Here is a 24,372-nt window from a genome sequence, read left to right as displayed (position 1 = left end):
CCGACACAGCTGAAATTTTTGACATAACGATTTGGTAACAATGCTGCTTTGAACAGCGCCGTTATAGCTACTCGACCGTAACCACCTGCATGCAGGACGTTTGTTCTGGACGCTCGTGCCGCCCGTTTGGGCCGGTGTTACCCGCGACACGGTTACCCGCGCGTAGAACTCGTCAGTAACCTTCCGACGTCAAGAAAACGTACAGGCCCTTATGACACTCTTATGGGGTCCGATGCAGGTCGATGCCGCCTCTTCACGGAGGGTCCAGGCGCCGACAAAGCACCGGTCAGACGACTATCGGCTGCGATTCGGTGTGGAATCGCCCGGATTGTGACGGGGCCTTTTGGCAGGGGCCGGCCCGAACGAACGACACGTGGCACACGCAGACGCGCGACACAGACGCATACAGGAGATTAAAAGGTGACGATCCACGAGCAAGATAGCCTCTCGGCCGACCGCGACGGCAGTGGACCGCACAGCGCCCACGCTCTGGTCGATCGGCTGACAGCGGGCGAGCCCTACGCGGTCGCGTTCGGCGGCCAGGGCAGCGCCTGGCTGGAGACGCTCGAGGAGCTGGTCTCGGGGGCCGGCATCGAATCGGAACTGGCTGAGCTGGTCGGCGAGGTGCAGCTGCTGCTCGAGCCCGTCGCCAAAGAACTGGTCGTGGTCCGTCCGATCGGCTTCGAGCCGCTGCAATGGGTCCGTGCCCTGGCGGCCGAGGACACCGTTCCCTCGGAAAAGCACCTGACGTCGGCGGCGGTGTCGATACCGGGCGTCCTGCTCACCCAGGTGGCCGCGGTTCGCGCGCTGGCACGCCAGGGCATGGACCTGATCGAAACCCCGCCGGTAGCGCTGGCAGGGCACTCGCAGGGCGTGCTGGCGGTGGAGGCGCTCAAAGCCGGCGGCACCCGTGACGTGGAGTTGCTGGCCATGGCTCAGCTCGTCGGCGCGGCCGGCACGCTGGTGGCGCGCCGTCGTGGTATCTCGGTGCTCGGCGACCGGCCACCGATGGTGTCGGTCACCAACGCCGACCCCGAGCGCATCAGCCAGCTACTCGACGAGTTCGCGCAGGACGTACGCACGGTCCTCCCGCCGGTGCTGTCGATTCGCAACGGCCGCCGGTCCGTCGTCATCACCGGAACCCCCGAGCAGCTGTCGCGGTTCGAGCTCTACTGCCAGCAGATCTCCGAGAAAGAGGAAGCCGACCGCAAGAACAAGCTGCGGGGCGGCGACGTTTTCGCGCCGGTCTTCGATCCGGTCAAGGTCGAGGTCGGCTTCCACACGCCGCGGTTGTCCGACGGCATCGACATCGTCGGCGGCTGGGCCGAGAAGGTCGGCCTGGACGTCGCGCTCGCCCGAGAGATGGCCGAGGCCATCCTGGTCCGCAAGGTCGACTGGGTCGACGAGATCACCAAGGTGAATGACGCCGGCGCCCGTTGGATTCTTGACCTGGGCCCCGGTGACATCCTCACCCGGCTGACCGCGCCGGTGATCCGCGGCCTGGGCATCGGCATCGTGCCTGCGGCCACCCGCGGCGGCCAGCGCAACCTGTTCACCGTCGGCGCCACCCCGGAGGTGGCCCGTGCCTGGTCCAGCTACGCTCCGACGGTTGTCCGCCTGCCCGACGGCAGGGTCAAGCTGTCGACCAAGTTCACCCGGCTGACCGGCCGGTCGCCCATCCTGCTCGCCGGCATGACCCCGACCACCGTCGACGCCAAGATTGTGGCCGCCGCGGCCAACGCCGGGCACTGGGCCGAGCTGGCCGGCGGCGGGCAGGTGACCGAAGAGATCTTCGCCGCCCGCGTCGCGGAGCTGTCCCAGCTGCTCGAGCCCGGCCGCACCTATCAGTTCAACGCGCTGTTCCTGGACCCGTACCTGTGGAAGTTGCAGCTGGGCGGAAAGCGCCTGGTGCAGAAGGCGCGCCAGTCCGGCGCCGCCATCGACGGCGTCGTGGTCAGCGCCGGAATCCCGGACCTGGAAGAAGCCGTCGAGCTGATCGAGGAACTCAACGACATCGGCATCAGCCACGTCGTCTTCAAGCCCGGGACCATCGAGCAGATCCGCTCCGTCATCCGCATCGCCACCGAGGTGCCTACCCGCCCGGTGATCATGCACATCGAGGGCGGCCGCGCCGGTGGGCACCACTCCTGGGAAGACCTGGACGACCTGCTGCTGGCGACGTACTCGGAGCTGCGCTCGCGCTCCAACATCACCGTCTGCGTCGGCGGCGGGATCGGCACGCCGGAGCGTGCCGCCGACTACCTGTCGGGGCGCTGGGCGCAGGACTACGGCTTCCCGCTGATGCCGATCGACGGGATCCTGGTCGGTACCGCCGCGATGGCGACGCTGGAATCCACCACGTCACCCTCGGTGAAGAAGATGCTGGTGGAAACCGGCGGCACCGATCAATGGATCGGCGCCGGAAAAGCCCAGGGCGGCATGGCTTCCAGCCGCAGCCAGTTGGGCGCCGACATTCACGAGATCGATAACAGCGCCTCGCGCTGCGGTCAGCTGCTCGACGAGGTGGCCGGTGACGCGGATGCCGTCGCGGAGCGTCGCGACGAGATCATCGCCGCGATGGCCAAGACCGCCAAGCCGTATTTCGGCGACGTCGGCGACATGACCTACCTGCAGTGGCTCCGGCGCTACGTCGAACTGGCCATTGGAGAAGGCAATTCGACCGCAGACACCGCGGCGCCGGGTAGCCCGTGGCTGGCCGACACCTGGCGCGAGCGGTTCGCGGAGATGCTCAAACGGGCCGAAGCACGTTTGCACGCAAAGGATTTCGGTCCCATCGAGACTCAGTTCGGCGACGCCGCGCTGCTGGAAGACCCGGAGCGCGCCATCACCACGCTGGTGACGCACTACCCCGACGCCGAGACGGTGCAGCTGCACCCGGCCGACGTTCCGTTCTTCATCTCCCTGTGCAAGACCCTGGGCAAGCCGGTGAACTTCGTGCCGGTCATCGACAAGGACGTCCGGCGCTGGTGGCGCAGCGACTCGCTGTGGCAGGCCCACGACGCGCGCTATGACGCCGACCAGGTCTGCATCATCCCCGGCCCCGCGGCGGTCGCGGGCATCACCCGGCTGGACGAACCGGTCGGCGAGCTGCTGGACCGCTTCGAGCAGGCCGCTATCGACGAGGTGTTGGGCGGCGGGGCCGAGCCGCAAGACGTGACCGCACGCAGGCTCGGTCGCGCCGACATCCGCGGACCGCTGGCCGTGGTGCTCGACGCGCCCGACGTGCTGTGGGCGGGTCGCACCACCATCAACCCGGTGCACCGCATCGCCGAGCCGGGCGACTGGCAGGTACACGAAAACCGCACCGCGACACACACATCCACCGGATCACGCTTGCAGGTGACATCCGACAGCGTCACCCTGAGCGTGCCGGTCTCGGGCACCTGGATCGACATCCAGTTCACCCTGCCCGCCAACACCATCGACGGCGGCATCCCCGTCGTCTCCACCGAAGACGCCACCGCCGCAATGCGTTCCGTGCTGGCCATCGCGGCCGGCGTGGACGGGCCGGACTCGCTGCCCGAGGTGGTCAACGGCACCGCCACCCTGACGGTGGACTGGGACCCCGAACGGGTCGCCGACCACACCGGGGTCACCGCCACTTTCAGCGAGCTCCTGGCCCCGAGCCTGACCACCGTGCCCGACGCGCTCGTCGGACATTGCTGGCCGGCCGTTTTCGCCGCCATCGGCGCGGCTGCCACGGATGCCGGTGTCCCGGTGGTGGAAGGCCTGCTCAGCCTTGTGCACCTGGACCACGCCGTCCAGTTGGCCGGTCAGTTGCCCAAGGAACCGGCTCGATTGACCATCGCCGCAACCGCTTCCGAGGCCGTCGACACCGACATGGGACGAGTCGTCCCGGTCACCGTCGCCGTCACCGCGAGTGACGGTGCCGCCGTCGCCACCATGGAGGAGCGGTTCGCGATCCTGGGTCGCACCGGCGCCGCCGAACTCACCGACCCCGCCCGGGCCGGTGGCGCGGTCTCCGAGAACGCCACCGACACCCCACGTCGCCGGCGCCGCGACGTCACGATCGGCGCACCGGTCGACATGCGCCCGTTCGCCGAGGTGTCCGGGGACCACAACCCCATCCACACCGACAAGGCTGCCGCCCTGCTGGCCGGGCTGGAATCGCCGATCGTGCATGGCATGTGGCTGTCCGCCGCAGCGCAGCACGCGGTGACCGCCACCGACGGACAGGCGCGGCCGCCCGCCCGCCTGATCGGCTGGACCGCCCGCTTCCTCGGCATGGTGCGCCCCGGTGACGAGGTTGACTTCCGGGTCGACCGGGTCGGAATCGACCAGGGCGCAGAGGTTTTGGAGGTTGCCGCCCGGATCGGATCAGATCTGGTGATGTCAGCGACCGCACGGCTGGCCTCGCCGAAGACGGTCTACGCGTTCCCCGGCCAGGGCATCCAGCACAAGGGCATGGGCATGGACGTTCGGGCCCGGTCCAAGGCGGCCCGCAAGGTCTGGGACGAGGCCGACCGCTTCACCCGCGACACGCTGGGCTTCTCGGTGCTGCACGTGGTCCGGGACAACCCGACCAGCATCATCGCCAGCGGCGTGCACTACCACCACCCGGACGGCGTGCTGTTCCTGACACAGTTCACCCAGGTCGCGATGGCGACGGTAGCGGCCGCGCAGGTGGCCGAGATGCGCGAGCAGGGCGCCTTCGTCGAAACCGCGATCACCTGCGGCCACTCGGTCGGTGAATACACCGCGCTGGCCTGCGTCAGCGGCGTGTTCGAACTGGATGCGTTGCTGGAGGCCGTGTTCCACCGCGGCTCCAAGATGCACGACATCGTGCCGCGCGACGAGTTGGGCCGCTCCAACTACCGCCTGGCCGCCATCCGGCCCTCCCAGATCGACCTGCCCGACGACGAGGTCACCGAATTCGTGGCCGGAATCGCCGAGCGCACCGGGGAATTTCTGGAGATTGTCAACTTCAACCTGCGCGGTTCGCAGTATGCGATCGCCGGCACGGTCCGCGGACTGGAAGCCTTGGAGGAAGAGGTCGAGCGGCGCCGCGAAATCACCGGCGGCAAGCGCTCGTTCATCCTGGTGCCCGGTATCGACGTGCCGTTCCACTCGCGGGTGCTGCGGGTGGGTGTGGCCGAGTTCCGTCGGTCGCTCGAGCGCCTGATGCCGCGCGACAAGGATCCCGACGTGATCATCGGGCGCTACATCCCCAACCTGGTCCCGCGGCCGTTCACCCTGGACCGCGACTTCATCCAGGAGATCCGGGATCTGGTGCCCGCCGAGCCGCTCGACGAGATCCTCGCCGACTACGACACGTGGCGTAATGAGCGCCCGCGCGACCTGGCGCGCAAGGTCCTGATCGAGCTGCTGGCATGGCAGTTCGCCAGCCCGGTGCGCTGGATCGAGACGCAGGACCTGCTGTTCATCGAGGAGGCCGCCGGCGGCCTGGGCGTGGAGCGGTTCGTCGAGATCGGGGTGAAGACCGCGCCGACCGTCGCGGGCCTGGCCACCAATACCCTCAAGTTGCCCGAATATGCGCACAGCACAATCGAAGTGCTCAACGCCGAGCGCGACGCGGCGGTGCTGTTCGCCACCGACACCGACCCGGAGCCGGAAGACGAACCGGTTGAGGATTCCGACTCGGCCGCGTCTGAGGCCGCACCGTCTGAGGCCGCGCCGGCCGCGCCGGCGCCAGCGGCTCCGTCCGGAGCTCCGCGCCCCGACGACATCGGATTCGACGCCGCCGACGCCACTTTGGCCCTGATCGCCATCTCGGCCAAGATGCGCCTGGACCAGATCGAGCCGCTGGACTCGATCGAGTCGATCACCGATGGCGCCTCGTCGCGGCGTAACCAGCTGCTGGTCGACCTCGGCTCCGAGCTGAACCTCGGCGCCATCGACGGCGCCGCCGAGGCCGACCTGGCCGGGCTGCGCGCGCAGGTCACCAAGCTGGCCCGCACCTACAAGCCATTCGGCCCAGTGCTTTCCGACGCGATCAACGACCAGCTGCGCACGGTGCTCGGACCCTCGGGCAAGCGGCCGGCGGCGATCGCCGAACGCGTGACGAAGACGTGGGAGCTGGGCGAGGGCTGGGCCAAGCACGTCACCGTCGAGGTGGCGCTGGGCACCCGCGAAGGCACCAGCGTGCGGGGCGGCGCAATGGGCCACCTGCACGAGGGCGCGCTGGCCGACGCCGCGTCGGTGGACAAGGTCATCGACGCCGCGGTGACCTCCGTCGGCGCCCGGCTGGGGATCCCCGTCTCGATGCCGTCCGCGGGCGGAGGGGGCGGTGCGACCGTCGACGCCGCGGCGCTGAGCGAGTTCACCGACCAGATCACCGGCCGTGACGGCGTGCTGGCCGCGGCGGCCCGTCTGGTGCTGGGTCAGCTGGGCCTGGACGACCCGGTCACCGCTCCGACCGGGGCTAGCGATGCCGAGCTGATCGACCTCGTCACCGCCGAATTGGGTGCGGACTGGCCACGTTTGGTGGCGCCGACGTTCGACGGCAAGAAGGCCGTCGTCTTCGACGACCGCTGGGCCAGCGCCCGTGAGGACCTGGTCAAACTGTGGCTCACCGACGAGGGTGACATCGACGCCGACTGGCTGCGGCTGTCCGAGCGTTTCGAGGGAGCCGGACACGTCGTCGCCACCCAGGCCACCTGGTGGCAGGGTAAGTCGCTGGCCGCCGGCAAGCAGATCCACGCCTCGCTGTACGGCCGGATCGCCGCCGGCGCGGAGAATCCCGACCCCGGTCCCCACAGCAGCGAAATCGCCGTGGTGACAGGCGCTTCCAAGGGCTCGATCGCCGCCTCGGTGGCAGCCCGGCTGCTCGACGGCGGTGCCACGGTCATCGCCACCACGTCCAAGCTCAACGACGAGCGGCTGGCGTTCTACCGCACCCTCTACCGCGACCACGCCCGCTACGGCGCGGCGCTGTGGGTGGTGCCGGCCAACATGGCCTCCTACTCCGACATCGACGCACTGGTCGAGTGGATCGGCAATGAGCAGAGCGAAAGCCTTGGGCCGCAGTCGATTCACATCAAGGACGCACAGACCCCGACGCTGCTGTTCCCGTTCGCGGCCCCACGCGTGGTCGGTGACCTGTCCGAGGTCGGTGCCCGCGCCGAGATGGAGATGAAGGTGCTGCTGTGGGCCGTGCAGCGGCTGATCAGCGGGCTGTCGAAGATCGGCGCCGAACGTGACATCGCCTCGCGACTGCACGTGGTGCTTCCCGGCTCGCCCAACCGCGGAATGTTCGGCGGCGACGGCGCCTACGGCGAGGCCAAGTCGGCGCTGGACGCCGTGGTGACCCGTTGGCACGCTGAAACGTCGTGGGCGGAACGGGTCAGCCTGGCGCACGCGCTGATCGGCTGGACCCGCGGCACCGGGCTGATGGGTCACAACGACGCCATCGTCACCGCCGTCGAAGAGGCCGGCGTCACGACCTACTCGACTGATGAGATGGCCGGGTTCCTGCTCGACTTGTGCGATGTGGAATCCAAAGTGGCTGCAGCCAGTTCGCCGATCAGGGCGGACCTGACCGGCGGCCTGGCCGAGGTCAACCTCGACATGGCCGAACTGGCGGCCAAGGCCCGCGAGGAGATGACCGCCGAGTCGCACGCCGATGACGACGCGCCGACCGAAGGCACCATTTCTGCGCTGCCGTCACCGCCCCGCGGATACACCCCGGCACCGCCACCGGAATGGGCCGACCTCGACGTCGACCCGGCCGACCTGGTGGTGATCGTCGGTGGTGCCGAACTGGGTCCGTACGGATCGTCGCGCACCCGCTTCGAGATGGAGGTCGAGAACGAACTGTCGGCCGCCGGCGTTCTCGAACTCGCCTGGACCACCGGACTGATCCGCTGGGAGGACGACCCCCAACCGGGTTGGTACGACACACAATCCGGCGATCTGGTGGACGAGTCCGAACTGGTCGAGCGGTACCACGACGCCGTCGTGGAACGTTGCGGCATCCGCGAGTTCGTCGACGACGGCGCGATCGACCCCGACCACGCCTCGCCGCTGCTGGTGTCGGTGTTCCTGGACAAGGACTTCACCTTCGTCGTGTCGTCGGAAGCCGAGGCCCGGTCCTTCGCCGAGTTCGACCCCGAGCACACCGTGATCCGTCCGGCGCCCGATTCGGGGGACTGGCAGGTCACCCGCAAGGCCGGCACCGAAGTCCGGGTTCCGCGCAAGACCAAGCTGTCGCGAGTCGTCGGCGCGCAGATCCCGACCGGGTTCGACCCGACGGTGTGGGGGATCAGCCCCGACATGGCCACCTCGATCGACCGGGTGGCGCTGTGGAACATCGTGACAACGGTGGATGCGTTCCTGTCCGCCGGGTTCAGCCCGGCCGAGGTGATGCGTTACGTGCACCCGAGCCTGGTGGCCAGCACCCAGGGCACCGGCATGGGCGGCATGACATCGATGCAGACCATGTACCACGGAAACCTGCTCGGCCGTAACAAGCCGAACGACATCCTGCAGGAAGTTCTGCCGAATGTCGTTGCGGCGCATGTGGTTCAGTCGTACGTGGGTAGCTACGGGTCGATGATCCACCCGGTCGCGGCCTGTGCGACGGCGGCGGTGTCGGTCGAGGAGGGCGTCGACAAGATCCGGCTCGGCAAGGCCGAGCTGGTGGTGGCCGGCGGCTTGGACGACCTGACGCTGGAAGCCATCATCGGCTTCGGTGACATGGCCGCCACCGCCGACACGTCGATGATGCGTGGGCGCGGCATCGAGGACTCGAAGTTCTCCCGGCCCAACGACCGGCGCCGGCTGGGCTTCGTCGAAGCCCAGGGCGGTGGCACCATCCTGCTGGCGCGCGGCGATCTGGCACTGCGGATGGGACTGCCGGTGCTGGCCGTGGTGGCCTTCGCGCAGTCCTTCGGCGACGGAGTGCACACCTCGATCCCGGCGCCGGGACTCGGCGCGCTGGGCGCCGGCCGCGGCGGAAGGGATTCGGCGCTGGCGCGCTCGCTGGCCAAGCTGGGTGTGACCGCCGACGACATCGCGGTGGTGTCCAAGCACGACACCTCGACGCTGGCCAACGACCCCAACGAGACGGAGCTGCACGAGCGGCTCGCCGACTCGCTGGGACGTTCCGAGGGGGCGCCGCTGTTCGTGGTGTCGCAGAAGAGCCTGACCGGTCACGCCAAGGGTGGTGCGGCGGTCTTCCAGACGATGGGGCTGTGCCAGATGCTGCGCGACGGGGTCATCCCGCCCAACCGCAGCCTGGACTGCGTCGACGACGAGCTCGCCGGTTCGTCGCACTTCGTCTGGCTGCGCGACACGCTGCGGCTCGGCGACAAGTTCCCGCTCAAGGCCGGACTGCTCACCAGCCTCGGGTTCGGCCATGTGTCGGGTCTGGTCGCGCTGGTGCACCCGCAGGCGTTCATCGCCTCACTGGACGCCGGCCAGCGGGCTGACTATCAGCGGCGTGCGGACGCGCGGCTGCTGGCCGGTCAGCGCCGTCTCGCGTCGGCGATCGCCGGCGGCGAGCCGATGTACCAGCGACCGCCGGACCGCCGATTCGACCACGACGCGCCGGAGAAGCGACAGGAGGCTTCCATGCTGCTGAACCCGGCCGCCCGGTTGGGCGACGACCAGATCTATGGGGCCTACCAGGTCTCTGCCGAGTGACTCACCGGATCCGTTAACCTGGCCACCCATGGGAATCGTCGGAATCGGGATTGACCTTGTCTCCATACCTGATTTCGCTGAGCAGGTCGACCAGCCGGGAACGGTGTTCGCGGAGACCTTCACTCCGGGTGAGCGCCGCGACGCCTCTGACAAGAGTTCGTCGGCGGCGCGTCACCTGGCCGCCCGGTGGGCGGCCAAGGAGGCGGTGATCAAGGCGTGGTCCGGTTCCCGGTTCGCTCAGCGGCCGGTGTTGCCGGAGGACATCCACCGCGACATCGAGGTGGTCACCGACATGTGGGGCCGGCCGCGGGTCCGGTTGAGCGGTGAGATCGCCAAGCATCTGGCCGACGTGACCATTCACGTGTCGCTGACGCACGAAGCCGACACCGCGGCCGCGGTCGCGATCCTGGAGACCTCGTAGCGCGAGCAGACACAAAATCGTCGTGGAGCTTGGGCGGTTTCTAGGAGTCGTTGCAACACTGCTGGTTAGTTGGCCAGTAGTAGATCACGCAGGCGCTCGGCTGGGGTATCCCAGTCGAGTGTTTTGCGTGGGCGTCCGTTGAGTTGCTGGGCGACGTGTTCGAGGTCTTCGGGGCCATAGACACTTAGGTCGGTTCCCTTGGGGAAGTATTGGCGCAAAAGGCCGTTGGTGTTCTCGTTGGTGCCGCGCTGCCAGGGGCTGGCGGGATCGCAGAAGTAGACGGCCATGTCGGTGGCCATGGAGAACTGTTTATGTCCTGCCATTTCCGATCCCTGATCCCAGGTCAGTGAGCCGCGCAGATGAGCTGGCAGCGATGCGATCGTGGCGATCAGGCCATCACGGACGGCTTCGGCGTGGTGGCCGTTGGGTAGAGGCACCAGAAGTGTGTAACGGGTGGCGCGTTCGACCAGGGTGGCGATCGCGGTCTTGTTGGCTTGTCCCATGATCAAGTCGCCTTCCCAGTGCCCAGGTACCGCGCGGTCGGCGATTTCGGCGGGGCGATCACTGATCATGATCATCGGATCGATAAACCGTTGGGTGCGCTGATCAGGGCGGCGACGGGGTTTGCGTATTGTGCGTCCACTGCGAAGTGCCTGTGTGAGTTCACGTTTGAGGCCACCTCGGGCTTGAAAGTACAGGGCCTGGTAGATCGTTTCCGTGCTCACCCGCATGCTTTCATCGTCGGGGAAGTCCTTGACCAGGCGGTAAGAGATCTCTTCGGGAGACCACCGTTGGGACAGCCCCTGCTCCACCGCCTGGCGCAGCTTCTGGTTGATCACCAGTTTGGCTGCTTTAGGCCGGCTCCGAGCGGCGTGGGCGGCCCGATCAGCGTGATAGGGCAGATACACCCCCTGCACACTGCGCGCGGCGACCTCACGCGAGACCGTTGACTTGTGCTTGCCGATCCGGGCGCCGATCGCGGTCAAGGTCCATCCGTTGACCAACCCGTCGGCGATGGCCAACCGATCCGATAACGACAGGTAGCGCTCACTGATCGCCGCCACGGCCACTTTGTCGGTGTTCACCACCTGTGTGTAGCGCCCGGCGGCGCGGTACTGGATGACCGTGCCGTCTCGGCGCACCCGCGTGTCGGCGACCCGCACGATACCGTCGCGCCAATTCCGGGCCGTGCCTACGTGGACCCCGACCTCGCGCGCCGCCCGGCTGACCGACCAGCCCTGCTCAAGCAACTCAAAGAACCGGGCCCGGGCCACCGGCTTACCGAACGGCCGCCGCTGCTGGCTGACCAAGCCAAGCTCCACCAGCATCCGCCGGGCAGTACTGTGCGACACACCGACCGCCTTCGCCGCCGCATTGACTGAACCCGTAGCCTCGAAGACCGCCACGACCCGGCTGATATCCACACCACTAACATCCGGGCGCGGGGAACCCACGGGCCGGCCCAAGGCCGCCAAAATCGCATACCCATGACCCCGCGAGACACCCAACTGGGCGGCGGCCTCCTTCACGGGCACACCGGCATCCACCAACTTTGCTAACAAATCACCAAGCCGAACACAGTCCTTGGAAAACGACACGGTCGCCGCAACCTCTCAAATCGAGAGTGTTGCGACGACCGCGTGAACCCGCCTTGCGCTCCAACGCGATTTTGTGTCTGCTCGCGCGGGCGGGGAGGGGGACCTTGGTGGCGGTCGGCGTGTCTCCGCCGACGCGGTAAATGTGCAGGTTTTCACTCGCACTTTCGCTGCAGATTTGCAGTCTCGGTGGTTGTACTAGACTGCCGCGCAACATGTTTGGCCAAGCCGCACTATGCGGCTGAATGAATTCATTTACACGAGGCGGCTGAAGTACTACTCTTTGTGGTACTACCGAACGTAGTAATACGTGCGACAGCCGGCTCGCAACGGCGCGGGTTCGGTGGTGAGGGGATGACCGCTGTGACGGCCCATGCAATCGACTCCCGCTACCATCCGTCGGCAACGCTGCGCCAGCAGCTGAACAAGGTCTTCCCGACGCACTGGTCGTTTCTGCTGGGTGAGATCGCGCTGTACAGCTTCATCGTGCTGCTGATCACCGGCGTGTATCTGACGTTGTTCTTCGACCCGTCGATGGCCGAGGTGACGTATCACGGCGTGTATCAGCCGCTGCGCGGCGTCGAGATGTCGCGGGCCTACGAGACGGCGCTGAACATCTCGTTCGAAGTCCGTGGCGGTCTGTTCGTCCGCCAAATCCACCACTGGGCGGCGCTGATGTTTGCCGCGTCGATCATGGTGCACCTGGCGCGGGTGTTCTTCACCGGTGCGTTCCGGCGGCCTCGCGAGGCCAACTGGGTGATCGGGTCGCTGTTGCTGATCCTCACGATGTTCGAGGGCTACTTCGGCTACTCGCTGCCCGACGACCTGCTGTCCGGCATCGGGTTACGTGCGGCGCTGTCGTCAATCACGCTCGGATTACCGGTGATTGGAACATGGTTGCACTGGGCATTGGTCGGCGGCGACTTTCCCGGCACGGTATTGATACCGCGGCTGTACGCCCTGCACGTCCTGCTGATTCCGGGGATTCTGTTGGCGCTGATCGGATTGCATGTGGCGTTGGTGTGGTTCCAGAAGCACACCCAGTTCCCCGCACCGGGCCGCACCGAGCACAACGTGATCGGCGTGCGCGTGATGCCGACCTTCGCGGTCAAGTCCGGCGCCTTCTTCGCGTCGATCGTCGGCGTGCTGGGTCTGATGGGCGGGCTGCTGCAGATCAACCCGATCTGGAATCTCGGACCGTACAAGCCATCTCAGGTGTCCGCGGGCTCGCAGCCGGACTTCTACATGATGTGGCCGGACGGTCTGCAACGCCTATGGCCGGGCTGGGAACTGTACATCGGCCACCACACGGTGCCGGCGACCGTCGCGATCGCGTTAATCATGGGTCTGGTCTTCATTCTGCTGACCGCGTATCCATTCCTGGAGAAACGGTTCACCGGGGATCACGCGCATCACAACGTGTTGCAGCGACCGCGGGATGTGCCGGTGCGCACCGCAATCGGCGCCATGGCGATCAGTTTCTATCTGGTGCTCACCCTGGCGGCGATGAACGACATCATCGCGGTCACGTTCCATGTTTCGCTGAATGCCACCACCTGGATCGGGCGTATCGGCATGGTGCTGCTGCCGCCGCTGGTCTACTTCATCACCTACCGGTGGGCCGTCGGATTGCAGCGCAGCGATCGCGACGTTCTCGAACACGGCGTCGAGACCGGCATCATCAAGCGCCTCCCGCATGGCGCGTATATCGAAGTGCACCAGCCGTTGGCGCGTTCAATTCCGTTGAGCTATCAGGGCGTACCGCTGCCCAAGCGGATGAACAGGCTGGGCTCCGGCGGCTCACCGGGCAGCGGCGGCCTCCTGCTCGCCGACCCGGTCACCGAGGACGCGGCGCTGCGCGAGGCGGGGGAAAGCTCGCGGGAAACCCGCGGGAGTTAGCGAGCCAGGCTGCGGGCGTAACCGGCGCCCATGCTCAGCAGCACCAGACCCACGATGACGAACGCCGCCACCCGGAAGATGCCGTCGAGGGTGGCCAGGTCGAACAGGAACAGCTTGCCGGTGGCCGCACCAGTCAACGCCAGACCGGCGGTGATCGACTCGGTACGACGCTCCCCGCCGGCCAGCCGCAGCGCGTAGACGAAAAGTGCTGCGGCCATACCGATCCAGCAGATTGTCGCAGCCATGTGACCGGCCAGGAATCCGCCGCCGGTGCCACCGATGAAGACACCGGCCGTCACCGTGAAAGCCGTCACGGCGTAGACGATCAGCGCTGCCGCGGTGGCCATCAGCAAGCCAGCGGCTTCGGAGTCCAGCCATACCCGGGTCATCACCACCGCGAAGGCAATGACGAGCAGGCTGGCCGCCAGAGTGGACGCCGCGACCGCACCCGGCATCGCGGTGGCCCGCACCAACGCGTGCAGCGGCGCATAGCTGTAGAACAGTCCGCAGCCGATGATGCCGAATCCCAAAGCAATCCAGCGGGCCACGGTCTCCTGGCGGCCCACCATGGCGATGACGATGGCCAGTGCCAACAGCACCGGGCCTTCGACGTAACCGGAGCAGGCGACGGTGAGGGCGATCAGCCCTGAGATCGCCGACCACACCAACCAGATCTGCGTGACGATCCGCGGGTGCCGGTCAATGAGCGCGGCCGTCAACATGCCCACCGCCAACGCGGCCGCAAGAACGGCGGCCAACACACGATCTACCGAGATCGCAGCGGCCAGCACCGGGGCAGTGCCGACCGAGGTCAAAATAGCCAGCGCGCTGGGGTTTTTGGTGGACGGCAGCAGAATGAGACCGCTGGCGATCGCCAAGATTGCGGCCACCGCGCACGCACCGCCGAGCAGCCACGCGTTGTCGCGGGCCGCCGGCAACGCGACCAGCAACGGCAGCGTCGTCGCCGCGATCCGGGCGGCGTGCATCCAGGTCCAATCCTTGCCCAGCTGCACCGGCAGCGCGGCGGCGGAGAGTGCCAGCATGAAGCTGATCAGCAACAGGTGCACGCCGTGGGTGATCTCAGGTGCCAGCACGATCAGCGGCACCAGTACCAGCAGAGCCAGGTGTTCGGAGTCCCAGCGCCGGGCCAAGGCGAGTCCCGCACCGCCCACGACGGCGGCCAGGACCAGCCCGGCCGGTGCGGCCACCCACTTATAGATGGTGACGACCGCGACGACGTCCAGATACGCGGTGGCAATACCTGTGGCCGCCAACGCAATTGCTCCGATTCGGCCGCCGGGCCGTCCGCGCAACCGGACTGCGATCCCCAGCAACGCACCCGCCAAAGCGATGCCACCGGTTACCCGGATCTCCGGTCGAAGCAGCCCGGCCTGCGCGGCCAGCACCAGCAGCAGCACGACGCCGATCAGTGTCACCGCCACTCCGGCGACCGCGAGCAGCTTGCCGATCCAGCCGGATTCGGCGGGGTCGGACCCGGTGTCCGGGCGCTGGGCGGGAGGGGACACAACCGGCCTTGGCGGGTATTGGCGCGGAGGTCGGGGTGCGGGCGGCGCAACCGATGCGGGCTGCCAATACTGCCAGTAGTTCTGCCAGTACGACGCTGCCTCCTGCTGAGGCGATGCCTGCTGGGGCGCGACTGGCGGCGGTGGTACGAACACGGGCGCCGGGCGCGGAGCGGGCGCCTGCGGCGAAGCGGGCGCTGACTGCGGAGCGGGCGCTGGCGCGGGGGTGGCCTCAGTGTTGGCGAACAGCCTGTCCAACTGCGTGAGTTCGCCCGACACCCGGGACATTTGCCGGGCCAGGGCGTCGAACTCGTGCGAAAGCCGGCTGATCACAGCCTGATGCGACTCGGTCATGGTGTCCCACCCTGCCGGGGCGGCGGCGCCATCGGATGAGTAGGACTACCTGAATGCCGCTATTCGTCGAGTCCGTGCTCGATGGCGTAGCGCGTCAGCTCCACCCGGTTGGCTACCTGCAACTTGCGGAACGTCGCCTGCACATGGTTTTCCACCGTTCGATGGCTCAACGAGAGCCGCTCCGCAATTTGCTTGGAAGACAATCCTTTTGCCACGAATCGCAGTATCTCCGTCTCGCGCTCGGTGAGGCGGGGGGTGGCCGGGTCGGAGGTCGGGTTCGTTGCGATACGCCGGTATTCGCCCAGCACCAGCCCGGCCAGGCTCGGCGTGAACACGGCGCGCCCGGCCGCGGTGGCCCGCACCGCGTCTGCGAGTTCGGCCTTGGAGGCGCTCTTGACCAGGTATCCCGTCGCACCGGCCTTGACCGCTTCCAGCACGTCGTCGCGTTCGTCGGAGGCCGAGAGCACCAGGACTCTGGTGTCCGGCGACACCTCCAGGACCTCGGTCGTCGCCGCCACGCCGTCACCGTCGGCCAGTCGCATGTCCATCACCACCACGTCCGGCTTGACCACTGCCGCGCGCCGGCGTGCGGACGCGACACCGTCGGCGGTGGCGACCACTTTGAAACCGTCGTCGGCGAGGTCACGGGCCACCGCGTCCCGCCAGATCGGGTGGTCGTCGACGACCATCACCGTGGGCTCGGCCGCCTCAGTCATGACGGGGCACGCTCAATTCCCATTCCGTTCCCTCTCCCACACCGGTGTGCAGTTCGGCGCTGCCGCCCAACGATTTCAACCGTCCCACAATCGACTTCGAAATGCCCACGTGCCCTTGGTCAACCGCCTCCTGCAAGCGTCCGGGCGCAATGCCCACGCCGTCATCGCGGATGCTGACCGTGACGGCATCGCCCAGGTCCTCGAGCAGGACGAAGGTGCGGGCCTCCGGCCCGGCGTGCGCCCGCACGTTGTCCAGGGCGTTACCCACCGCCGCGTCCAGTTCGGTGGCGACATTTCCGTCCAGCACCACGGCGGTGCCGGGCAGGCTCATCGAGACGCGCTCGCCTTCCCGGCGGCGCAGCAGCGCCCGCACGTCGACCGTCCGGTCGCTCTCGCGTTCCATCTCGGTGGAGGTCACCCAACTGCGCAGCGCCCGTTCCTGTTCGCCGGCGAGCGTGGCGAGTTCGGATGCCGCGCCACCGATTTCGCGGCCTCTCTTGGCGACCAGCGCCAGCACCTGAATGACACCGTCGTGCACCTGGCGGGATAGCCGCTCCCGTTCTTCCAGAGCTGCCGACAGACGGGCCGCGCGTTGCAGTTCGTCGTGGGCACGCCGGGCCGTGCTGGCCGCGAGTCCCACCGCGAGACCGGCCGCCAACTCGACGATGATCGTCGCGTTGCGTCCCAGGTTGACGTTGATGTAGCCCTTGACGAACTCACTGGCTGCGGTGACCGCCAGCCCGGTCAACATGCCGCCGGTAGGGCCGAACTGCAGGGCCGCCGAGATGGTGGCGTTGCTGGCCCACAGGGTCGTCGGCCAGGTCTGATTGTTGTGGGCCCACTGCCCGGACGCGACCAACTCGGTCGACAGCATGAGCGCCACCACCACCACGAGTTCGGCGACCACCCACGCCGGCCGCCGGCCGAACCCGCGCAGGTATGCGAATGCGCACACTGCGCTCCAGCCGAGCAGCACGCCGAACAGCAACCAGCCCACCGCGGGATGACGCAGGTCCGAACTGATAGCGACGTGAAAGCCCAATGCGTAGAGGCAGCTCAGCAGCCGAAACAGCTGCGCCGCGCGCCACAGCGGTGTCGTCGGGTCGGGGCCGGTGCTCGCCATTACGGGCTCAGCATAGCCAGCTTCGCAGGCCCGACCGATCTGCTTCCTTCGGCTGTCGGTCAGTCTGTTGCTACGACCAACCCTATTGCGCACGTATGGAACAGCAGTTAGCCTTCGGAATATTACTCTGCGGTAAGTTACTGGGGGGTCGCCTGAGAAGTAGGTCCACGACTCGTCACGAGCACGACGTCGATCAACCGCGCGTTGCGCCGGTGATCGGCTGGACGGGAATGGTCTCCAGCTAACTTCGTTCGATCGCAGAGCGCGCGGAATGGCTGCTCTATTCATGCATATTAGGCACTCCCCAAGTGATGTTCTTGGGGGGCAATAGGCGCTGCTCAAGATTCAATCTTGGTACTTGAGTAAAAGTTCCTGCCAGTTGGCTGAGAATAGCGATTACCGTGCCGTCGCGCATTAAATTCATCTTCGTTCAGCGACCACTGGTCATTGCCCGCAGCTAATCAAAGGAGACGTAGATGTCTTTCGTGATCGCCGTACCCGAGTTGGTAGAGGTGGCAGCCGAAGACCTGGAGGGCATTAGATCAGCCGTGGGGGAGGCGACGGCATCCGCGGCGGCTGCGACGACATCTGTGTTGCCGGCCGGAGCCGACGAGGTGTCCACGGCGATCGCCGCACTGTTCGGTGCTCATGGCCAAGCCTTTCAGGCTTTCAGTACCCGGGCCACGTTGTTTCACAACGAGTTTGTCAGCCTATTGACTTCAGGTGCGGCGCAGTATGCCAGTGCCGAAGCGACTGCGGCAGCGCTGCTCGCCGGCTCCGGTGCCAGTGCGGGGACGTCGCCCGTGGAGCCGCTGTCGTCATTCGCGGGTGCTGTCGCGGCCCCCTACCAGACGCTTTTCGCAAACACCGTCGCGAACCTACAGAGCCTGGGTAGTGCCATCGCGGCGAATCCGATGCCGTTCCTGCGTCAGTTAATCGCAAATCAAGGCAGTTACCTGCAGACAGCCGCAGTCGCGTTCGTCGATGCTGTTCGAAACGCGCCTGCTGCGATAGCCAACTTACCGCTCTCGATTCAGGGCAACATACAGGTCCTCGCGAATTTCCAACCCAGCGCTCTTGCGCAGTCGGTGATCAACAATCAGATCGGCTACTTCAACACGATCTCGACGTCACTTCAAGCTGCTGGCAAAGATTTCATGGCGGGCTTGCAGGCGTTGCCCGCCAGTTTCCAGGCAGCTGGCCAAGCCCTGCAGGCAGGAGATTTGCAGGGCGCGGTCGACGACGTGTCGGCCGGCTTCGTCAATCTGTTCCTGACCGGGTTCAGTGGTGAGCTCGACTTCGGCACCGGCTTCGTCAACGTAACGCCGGAGGGCGCCTTCGGAGATCTGACCCCGATCTTCGCCATCCCTGGACAGATGGCACAGAACTTCACCAACCTATTGCCCGCCGGTTCGATTCCGGCGATGATCTCCCAGAACCTCACCAACGTCATCGACACCGCGACCGACACGTCACAGTGGATCAACCTCGGTGTGAGCAGCCTTCCTATCCCTTTGCACGTCGGGTTGCCCGTCGTTCTGGCTCTCGACGCTGTAGGTCCCGTGCTCACCACCGGCGATGCGATGCAATCGAGCCTGGCGTCATTGTCGGCAGCGGTACAAACCGGCGATGTGGCCGGGGCCGCAGCCGCAATCCTGGCGGCCCCAGCGAACGTTGCCAACGGCTTCCTCAACGGGCAGACGGCGCTGCCACTGAATGCTGGGGTCTCTTTCCCAGGAGGCAGTGGGGTTCTAAATTCGACGACGTATCTGCCGCTGGGCGGGATACTCACTCCGCTGCAAGGTGGCCAACTCATCACAGACATCACGCCCGGAGTGCCCTTCCCTCTCGGCGGCGCGGAGTTCGGTGGCATCCTTCCCGGCCTATTGACCTACCTGCCCGAACAATTCGCGCAAGCCATTGGGGCAGTACCGCCTGCGCTCTAACTGCGATGCGGGACGCCAAGCCGGTAATGAAGTCGGTTTGGCTAGCCTCGGAGTCATGACTGATCTGGTTGAGCGGGTGCGCGAGGTACTGCCTTCGGTGCGGCGCGATCTCGAGGATCTGGTGCGGATCGAATCGGTGTGGGCCGACCCAGGCCGGCGCGACGAGGTGCAGCGCAGCGCCCGCATGGTCTCGGATTTGTTGTCCCAGGCGGGTTTTGACGATGTCCGTATCGTCACCGAAGGTGGTGCTCCGGCGGTCATCGCGCACCATCCCGCGCCGCCGGGTGCGCCCACCGTGCTGCTGTATGCCCACCATGACGTGCAGCCCGAGGGCGACCGGAGCCAGTGGCACTCGCCGCCCTTCGAGCCGACCGAACGCGACGGGCGGCTGTACGGCAGGGGCACGGCGGACGACAAAGCCGGCATCGCAACACATTTGGCGGCTTTCCGGGCACACGGTGGCCGGCCGCCGGTGGGAGTGACGGTGTTCGTCGAGGGGGAGGAGGAATCGGGCTCACCGACGTTGGGCCAGTTCCTGGCCGCCCACCGCGACGAGCTGGCCGCCGACGTGATCGTGATCGCCGACTCGGACAATTGGAGCACCGAGATTCCCGCGCTGACGGTGTCGCTGCGTGGAATGGCCGACTGCGTGGTGGAGGTCGCCACCCTGGATCACGGCCTGCACTCCGGACTCTGGGGTGGGGTGGTGCCCGACGCGCTGACGGCGCTGGTGCGGCTGCTGGCCAGCCTGCACGACGATAACGGGAACGTCGCGGTCGAAGGGCTGCACGAAATGCGCAGCGCTGATCTGAAGTATCCCGAGTACCCGCCGGACCGGGTACGCAAGGAGTCGGGTCTGCTGGACGGCGTTACCGAGATCGGGTGCGGTTCGGTGCCGCAGCGGATGTGGGCCAAGCCGGCGATCACGGTGATCGGAATCGATACGACGCCGGTCGCAGCCGCGTCGAACACGCTGATACCGCGGGCACGGGCCAAGATCAGCATCCGGGTGGCGCCCGGTGGTGACGCGGCGAAGCACTTGGACGCGGTGGAGGACCATCTCAAGCGGCATGCCCCGTGGGGCGCGCAGGTCAACGTCCTGCGCGGCGAGCTTGGTCAGCCGTACGCGATAGACGCCAGCGGGCCGGTCTATGACGCCGCCCGAGCGGCGTTCCGGCAGGCATGGGGTGTGGACGCCATCGACATGGGCATGGGTGGGTCGATCCCGTTCATCGCCGAATTCGCCAAGGCGTACCCGCACGCCAAGATTCTGGTCACTGGGGTGGAAGATCCGGGTACACAGGCGCACAGCATCAACGAGAGCCTCGACCTGGGTGTGCTGGAGCGTGCTGCGATCAGCGAGGCACTGCTGCTGGCGAACCTGGCCACGGGTCCGGCGGATTCGTCTCTGGTCTAGTCGGCACTACGTGCCTCGATCCTGCCAGCGGCGATTGTGCACGGTGTGACGGATGTGACCGGCAACGGCCTCCGCGTACTAGACCGACAGGTCGCGCCGCAGTTTCGCCACGTGCCCGGTGGCCTTGACGTTGTACTGCGCCACGGCGATCTTGCCCTTCTCGTCGACCACGAACGTCGAGCGGATCACGCCGGTGACCGTCTTGCCGTACATCTGCTTCTCGCCGAAGGCGCCGTACGCGGTCAGCACCTTGCGTTCCGGGTCGGACAGCAGCGGGAAGGTCAGGCCCTCCGCGTCGCGGAACTTGGCCAGCTTCTCCGGCTTGTCGGGGGAGATGCCCACGACGTCGATGCCGGCTTCGTTGAGTTCGGCCAGGCTGTCCCGGAAGTCGCAGGCTTGTTTGGTGCAGCCGGGCGTGGAGGCTGCCGGGTAGAAGTACACAACGACCCGCCGTCCTTTGTAGTCCGACAGCGAAACCTTGTTGCCGTCGGCGTCGGGCAGGTTGAAGGCGGGCGCTTTGTCGCCTGGCGCCAGGCGCGTGGTCTCGGTCAAGGTGCATCCCTTTCTTGTCGCCGAAGCGTCGGCACTAGGGTAGTTCCTCAGTGCACCAGCCTGACTTGGAGGACAGACACGTGGCGGACCGCGACCCCGACACCATCAAGCAGGAGATCGATCAGGCCCGCGAGCAACTGGCGGCAACCGTCGACTCGCTTGCTGAGCGGGCCAATCCTCGCCGCCTGGCTGACGACGTCAAGGCCAAGGTCATCGAGTTCCTGAACAAGCCCATTGTGACGGTGTCGTTGACGGGGCTCGGTGCGGCCGCCGTCGTGGTGGTCATCTACCGGATCAGGAAGCACTGACACAGGCGTGCCGCGAGCGTGAAGCCAGCTTTCCGCTCGTCGCGCGAACGTGAAACCAGCGTCCCGCTCGGCGCCGGCGCGCACCTCAGTGACGGGCCACGAAGTAGCCGGACACCAGCGCCGTCAACCTTCGCGAGGGCGACAGCGTCGAAGCCACTCTCATCACTTTGGTCCCGAATCCGGGCATCACTGCGGCCTGTCCTGCCCGCATCGCGGCATATCCGGCCGCCGCCACCGGTGCGGCATCCATCATGTAGCGGTCCAGCCGTGACCAGTCCCCGACGCCGGCGGTACGCCCGAACTCCGTGCGGGTCGGGCCCGGCGCGAGATGCGTGCACGTCACACCCGTGCCGCGCAGGTCATCGGCCACCGCCTCCGAGAAGCTCCTGACGTAGGCCTTGCTGGCGGCATAACCGGCCTCCAGCCCGTGCGGGATGACGTAGGCGGCGACCGAGCTGACGTTCAGGATCGCCCCGCGGCCGGCCTGCACCATGCGCGCGGCGTACATCGTCGTCAGATCCGTCAGCGTCACGACGTTCAGCTGGACCATCTTCGATACCGCGACGGGGTCGGAATCCTGGATCTTCAGACCGAGAATTCCGACTCCGGCGTTGTTGACCAGGTACTCGACGTCGACGCCGAGTTCGTCGACCCGGCCGACCAGTTCGGGCCCCGCGCCGGGTGCGGCCAGATCCATCGTGAGCGGGTCGACGCGTACGCCGTGGCGTGCGCGAAGTTCGCCGGCGAACTCGGCGAGCTGCGCGGTGCTGCGTTCGCTTGCCACCAGCACCACGTCGATTCCGTCGCGCGCGAAGAGGACGGCCAGCTCGCGTCCCAGGCCGGTCGAGGCGCCGGTGATCAACGCGGTCGTCATGCGGGCAGATCCTTCATGCCCTTCATGCCCTTCATGCCCGGCGCCTGCCTGGTGACGTGGACGGGAATGTCGTCGTCCCAAGGCTGGGCGTTCGCCATGTCGGTGACCTCGACGTAGCCGCGCTCGAACTCGCCCGTCGCGGCGTCCACGAGCCGGTACTCCTGTCGCTGCGTCTGGATGGGTTGGGAGTCCAAAATCACCACCCGCACCTCGCCCGGCTCGAAATTGCATCGCTCCTGCAGCGCCTCGATGAGGCACTCGTTGTGCAGGTGCCCGTCGCCGAAGTTCCAGCCGAGCACCATCGCGCACAGCACTTCGCCTTCGCACAGGTTGTAGTCGTCTTCGTCGTATCCGGCCAGGGCCCGGTGCGCGAGGGTGAACAGCGCGCGCCCGTGCGTGTTCATTCCGCGGAATGCGTAGGCGAGATGGATGGGAACCAACGTCGCCTCTTTGCTCTTGTACAACCGCTCGAGCTGCAGGTGCTGCATCGGCCCGAGAGCGCGCGAGCCGATGCGGATCTTCTCGTCGGCCGACGGCTTGACGCACCACACCGTGGTGTCCCAGTTCCCGGCGTAATACCGCATGCCGGGGAGGAAGGAAACTTTGCGCGGGAACAGGTTTCCGACGACGACGGTGCCGGCGACCACCGCGAACAGCATTGCCACCAGCGCCGGCTGATGCGCATCCGACAGGCCGATGTGCGCGTGCGCGACGAACAGCCACAGCACCCCGAACATCATGAAGACGTTCCACTCCAGCGGAACCCCCATCGGAAAAGCCAGCAGGATGTTCAGGTGGAACACGATCATCACGAATGCTGCGATCGCCGTGGGCCATCCACCATGGGAAAAGAGCAGCACCAACGGAACCAGACCCTCGATCGCGGTGGAGAAGTGCGCGATGAAGCCCGATAAGGCGCTGGGCCGCAGGTCATCCGGGTAGCGCTTGAACAACGACCGCTTGAGGAAGCCCGACGGGATGAACGGGTTGTTCGCCAGCATGGTCGAGATGACGAAGGGAAAATGCCTGTTGAGCTTCGACGTTGCCGCGCCGAGCCAGATGACCATGAAGACGACCTTGGCCCCGACCACGATATCGGCCCCGGAGAACAGAAAGACCACGGTCAGAGGCGCATACACCTCGCCGCGGGCGGCCAGGAAGATGATCTTGTCACGCAGCGCAAGCACCGCCAGCACCGAGAGAATCGCCACCGGAAGCCAGCGGGGGAGTACGCCGATCGCTGTGCCGAGGGCGGGAATCGGCCCGGTGCCGTCGGACACCAACGCGGTGACCAGCAGGGCAAGCAGGGCGGCATAGAGCACGGCCTCGAACGGGGTTCTGTTGGTGCCCTTGGTCCAGGGCGCCCGATCGGGCCACGGGGGCAGCCGGATGGTCCCGGGGCGCAGCCAGTACAGGGCCGAACCGATGGGCGGGAAGTACCGTCCGGCCAGCGGCCCGAAGCAGCAACCCAGTCCGACGACTTCGAACAGCATCGTGTAGAGCACGGCCTTCTGAAAGACGATCGGCTCGGTCCACCACGAGGCGATGTCGGTGAAGCCGCCGATGCCCGTTGTGGTCCAGGCGAATACCCAGGCCCCCAGGATGTAGAGCCCGATCTTCACGCCGTACATCACGTGCATCACCAGCGGCGTTCCGAAGCCGTTCGCGGCGATGTGCTGCATCATCGGTATCACACGTTGGGAGCGCGGAAGTTTGCTCCATTCGGCCACTTCGACGACCGGCAGGTTCGGCTGGATGAACCCCATTGCTGCTCCTTCGAACTGGCGAGCGCCCACGGGTGCCAACGACGCGCTGCCGTGACCGGCAGTGTGCCAGGACGCCCGCGAGCGAAGGTCGGGCTGTCAGAAGAAATTACCCGCGCCGCGGTTGGGGCGACAGGCCTGCGTCGACTCAGCGGGAGGGGAATCTCCCGATCCGGTCGCGCGGTTGCGATCAGCGGGATCCCATCTCCACCGGGCCGGCGGGCACCGGCATCGCG

13 protein-coding genes are annotated in these 24,372 nt (G+C 66.8%); 6 read left to right on the top strand and 7 right to left on the bottom strand.

Annotated elements, in window-relative coordinates:
• The first annotated feature begins 420 nt into the window (after window positions 1-420).
• Window positions 421-9,645: a polyketide synthase gene (locus QXK92_RS20750; protein WP_306244790.1), complete on the top strand. Its 9,225-nt coding sequence runs from the start codon at window positions 421-423 to the stop codon at window positions 9,643-9,645.
• A 28-nt stretch (window positions 9,646-9,673) separates the two neighbouring features.
• The gene (locus QXK92_RS20745; RefSeq protein WP_055577800.1) at window positions 9,674-10,066 is read left to right on the top strand and encodes a holo-ACP synthase; all 393 of its coding nucleotides are present in this window, start codon (window positions 9,674-9,676) and stop codon (window positions 10,064-10,066) included.
• A gap of 65 nt (window positions 10,067-10,131) precedes the next feature.
• Here the strand turns inward: QXK92_RS20745 and QXK92_RS20740 are convergent, their stop codons facing one another.
• Window positions 10,132-11,394 (bottom strand): IS30 family transposase, encoded by a 1,263-nt coding sequence (locus QXK92_RS20740; RefSeq protein WP_371934593.1) that lies wholly within the window; start codon window positions 11,392-11,394, stop codon window positions 10,132-10,134.
• Between the two features lie 621 nt (window positions 11,395-12,015).
• Between QXK92_RS20740 and QXK92_RS20735 the strand changes: the two genes are divergently transcribed.
• Window positions 12,016-13,560, top strand: coding sequence for a cytochrome b N-terminal domain-containing protein (locus QXK92_RS20735; RefSeq protein ID WP_306246366.1), 1,545 nt, complete (start codon window positions 12,016-12,018; stop codon window positions 13,558-13,560).
• Here the strand turns inward: QXK92_RS20735 and QXK92_RS20730 are convergent.
• The 3 genes from QXK92_RS20730 to macS are packed head-to-tail and all read right to left on the bottom strand — an operon-like array spanning window position 13,557 to window position 17,276.
• Window positions 13,557-15,437, bottom strand: coding sequence for a DUF2339 domain-containing protein (locus tag QXK92_RS20730; protein WP_306244789.1), 1,881 nt, complete (start codon window positions 15,435-15,437; stop codon window positions 13,557-13,559). The two genes, QXK92_RS20735 and QXK92_RS20730, sit on opposite strands and share 4 nt — an antisense overlap.
• A gap of 59 nt (window positions 15,438-15,496) precedes the next feature.
• The gene (locus QXK92_RS20725; RefSeq protein ID WP_306244787.1) at window positions 15,497-16,153 is read right to left on the bottom strand and encodes a response regulator transcription factor; all 657 of its coding nucleotides are present in this window, start codon (window positions 16,151-16,153) and stop codon (window positions 15,497-15,499) included.
• Window positions 16,146-17,276 carry a MacS family sensor histidine kinase gene (macS, locus tag QXK92_RS20720; protein ID WP_306244784.1) on the bottom strand — a complete coding sequence of 377 codons (1,131 nt, stop codon included), beginning with the start codon at window positions 17,274-17,276 and terminating at the stop codon, window positions 16,146-16,148. Before macS ends, QXK92_RS20725 begins: the two co-directional genes overlap by 8 nt.
• Before the next feature lie 476 nt (window positions 17,277-17,752).
• Between macS and QXK92_RS20715 the strand changes: the two genes are divergently transcribed.
• Together QXK92_RS20715 and QXK92_RS20710 are read left to right on the top strand one after the other, a co-directional pair.
• On the top strand, window positions 17,753-19,222 hold the full coding sequence (locus tag QXK92_RS20715; protein ID WP_306244782.1) for a PE family protein: 1,470 nt from the start codon (window positions 17,753-17,755) through the stop codon (window positions 19,220-19,222).
• 55 nt (window positions 19,223-19,277) lie between these two features.
• Complete coding sequence (locus QXK92_RS20710; RefSeq protein WP_306244780.1) at window positions 19,278-20,639, top strand: dipeptidase; 1,362 nt, start codon at window positions 19,278-19,280, stop codon at window positions 20,637-20,639.
• A gap of 78 nt (window positions 20,640-20,717) precedes the next feature.
• Here QXK92_RS20710 and bcp read toward each other — a convergent pair whose 3' ends face one another.
• The gene (gene bcp / locus QXK92_RS20705; RefSeq protein ID WP_306244778.1) at window positions 20,718-21,191 is read right to left on the bottom strand and encodes a thioredoxin-dependent thiol peroxidase; all 474 of its coding nucleotides are present in this window, start codon (window positions 21,189-21,191) and stop codon (window positions 20,718-20,720) included.
• Between the two features lie 80 nt (window positions 21,192-21,271).
• On the opposite strand from bcp, the gene QXK92_RS20700 reads away from it, so the two are divergent.
• Window positions 21,272-21,499: a DUF3618 domain-containing protein gene (locus tag QXK92_RS20700; RefSeq protein ID WP_065044463.1), complete on the top strand. Its 228-nt coding sequence runs from the start codon at window positions 21,272-21,274 to the stop codon at window positions 21,497-21,499.
• Window positions 21,500-21,584: 85 nt separating this feature from the next.
• Here QXK92_RS20700 and QXK92_RS20695 read toward each other — a convergent pair whose 3' ends face one another.
• Window positions 21,585-22,373: an SDR family oxidoreductase gene (locus tag QXK92_RS20695; RefSeq protein ID WP_306244776.1), complete on the bottom strand. Its 789-nt coding sequence runs from the start codon at window positions 22,371-22,373 to the stop codon at window positions 21,585-21,587.
• Entirely contained in the window at window positions 22,370-24,139 is a 1,770-nt protein-coding gene (locus QXK92_RS20690) for a DUF3556 domain-containing protein (protein WP_306244774.1), read from the bottom strand. The genes QXK92_RS20695 and QXK92_RS20690 overlap by 4 nt, the downstream gene beginning before the upstream one ends.
• Between the last annotated feature and the right edge of the window lie 233 nt (window positions 24,140-24,372).

Source organism: Mycobacterium sp. TY815, assembly GCF_030755135.1.
Lineage (GTDB): Bacteria > Actinomycetota > Actinomycetes > Mycobacteriales > Mycobacteriaceae > Mycobacterium.
Note: the sequence above shows the minus strand (reverse complement) of the source record. Positions and strands in the feature narration are given on the sequence as shown.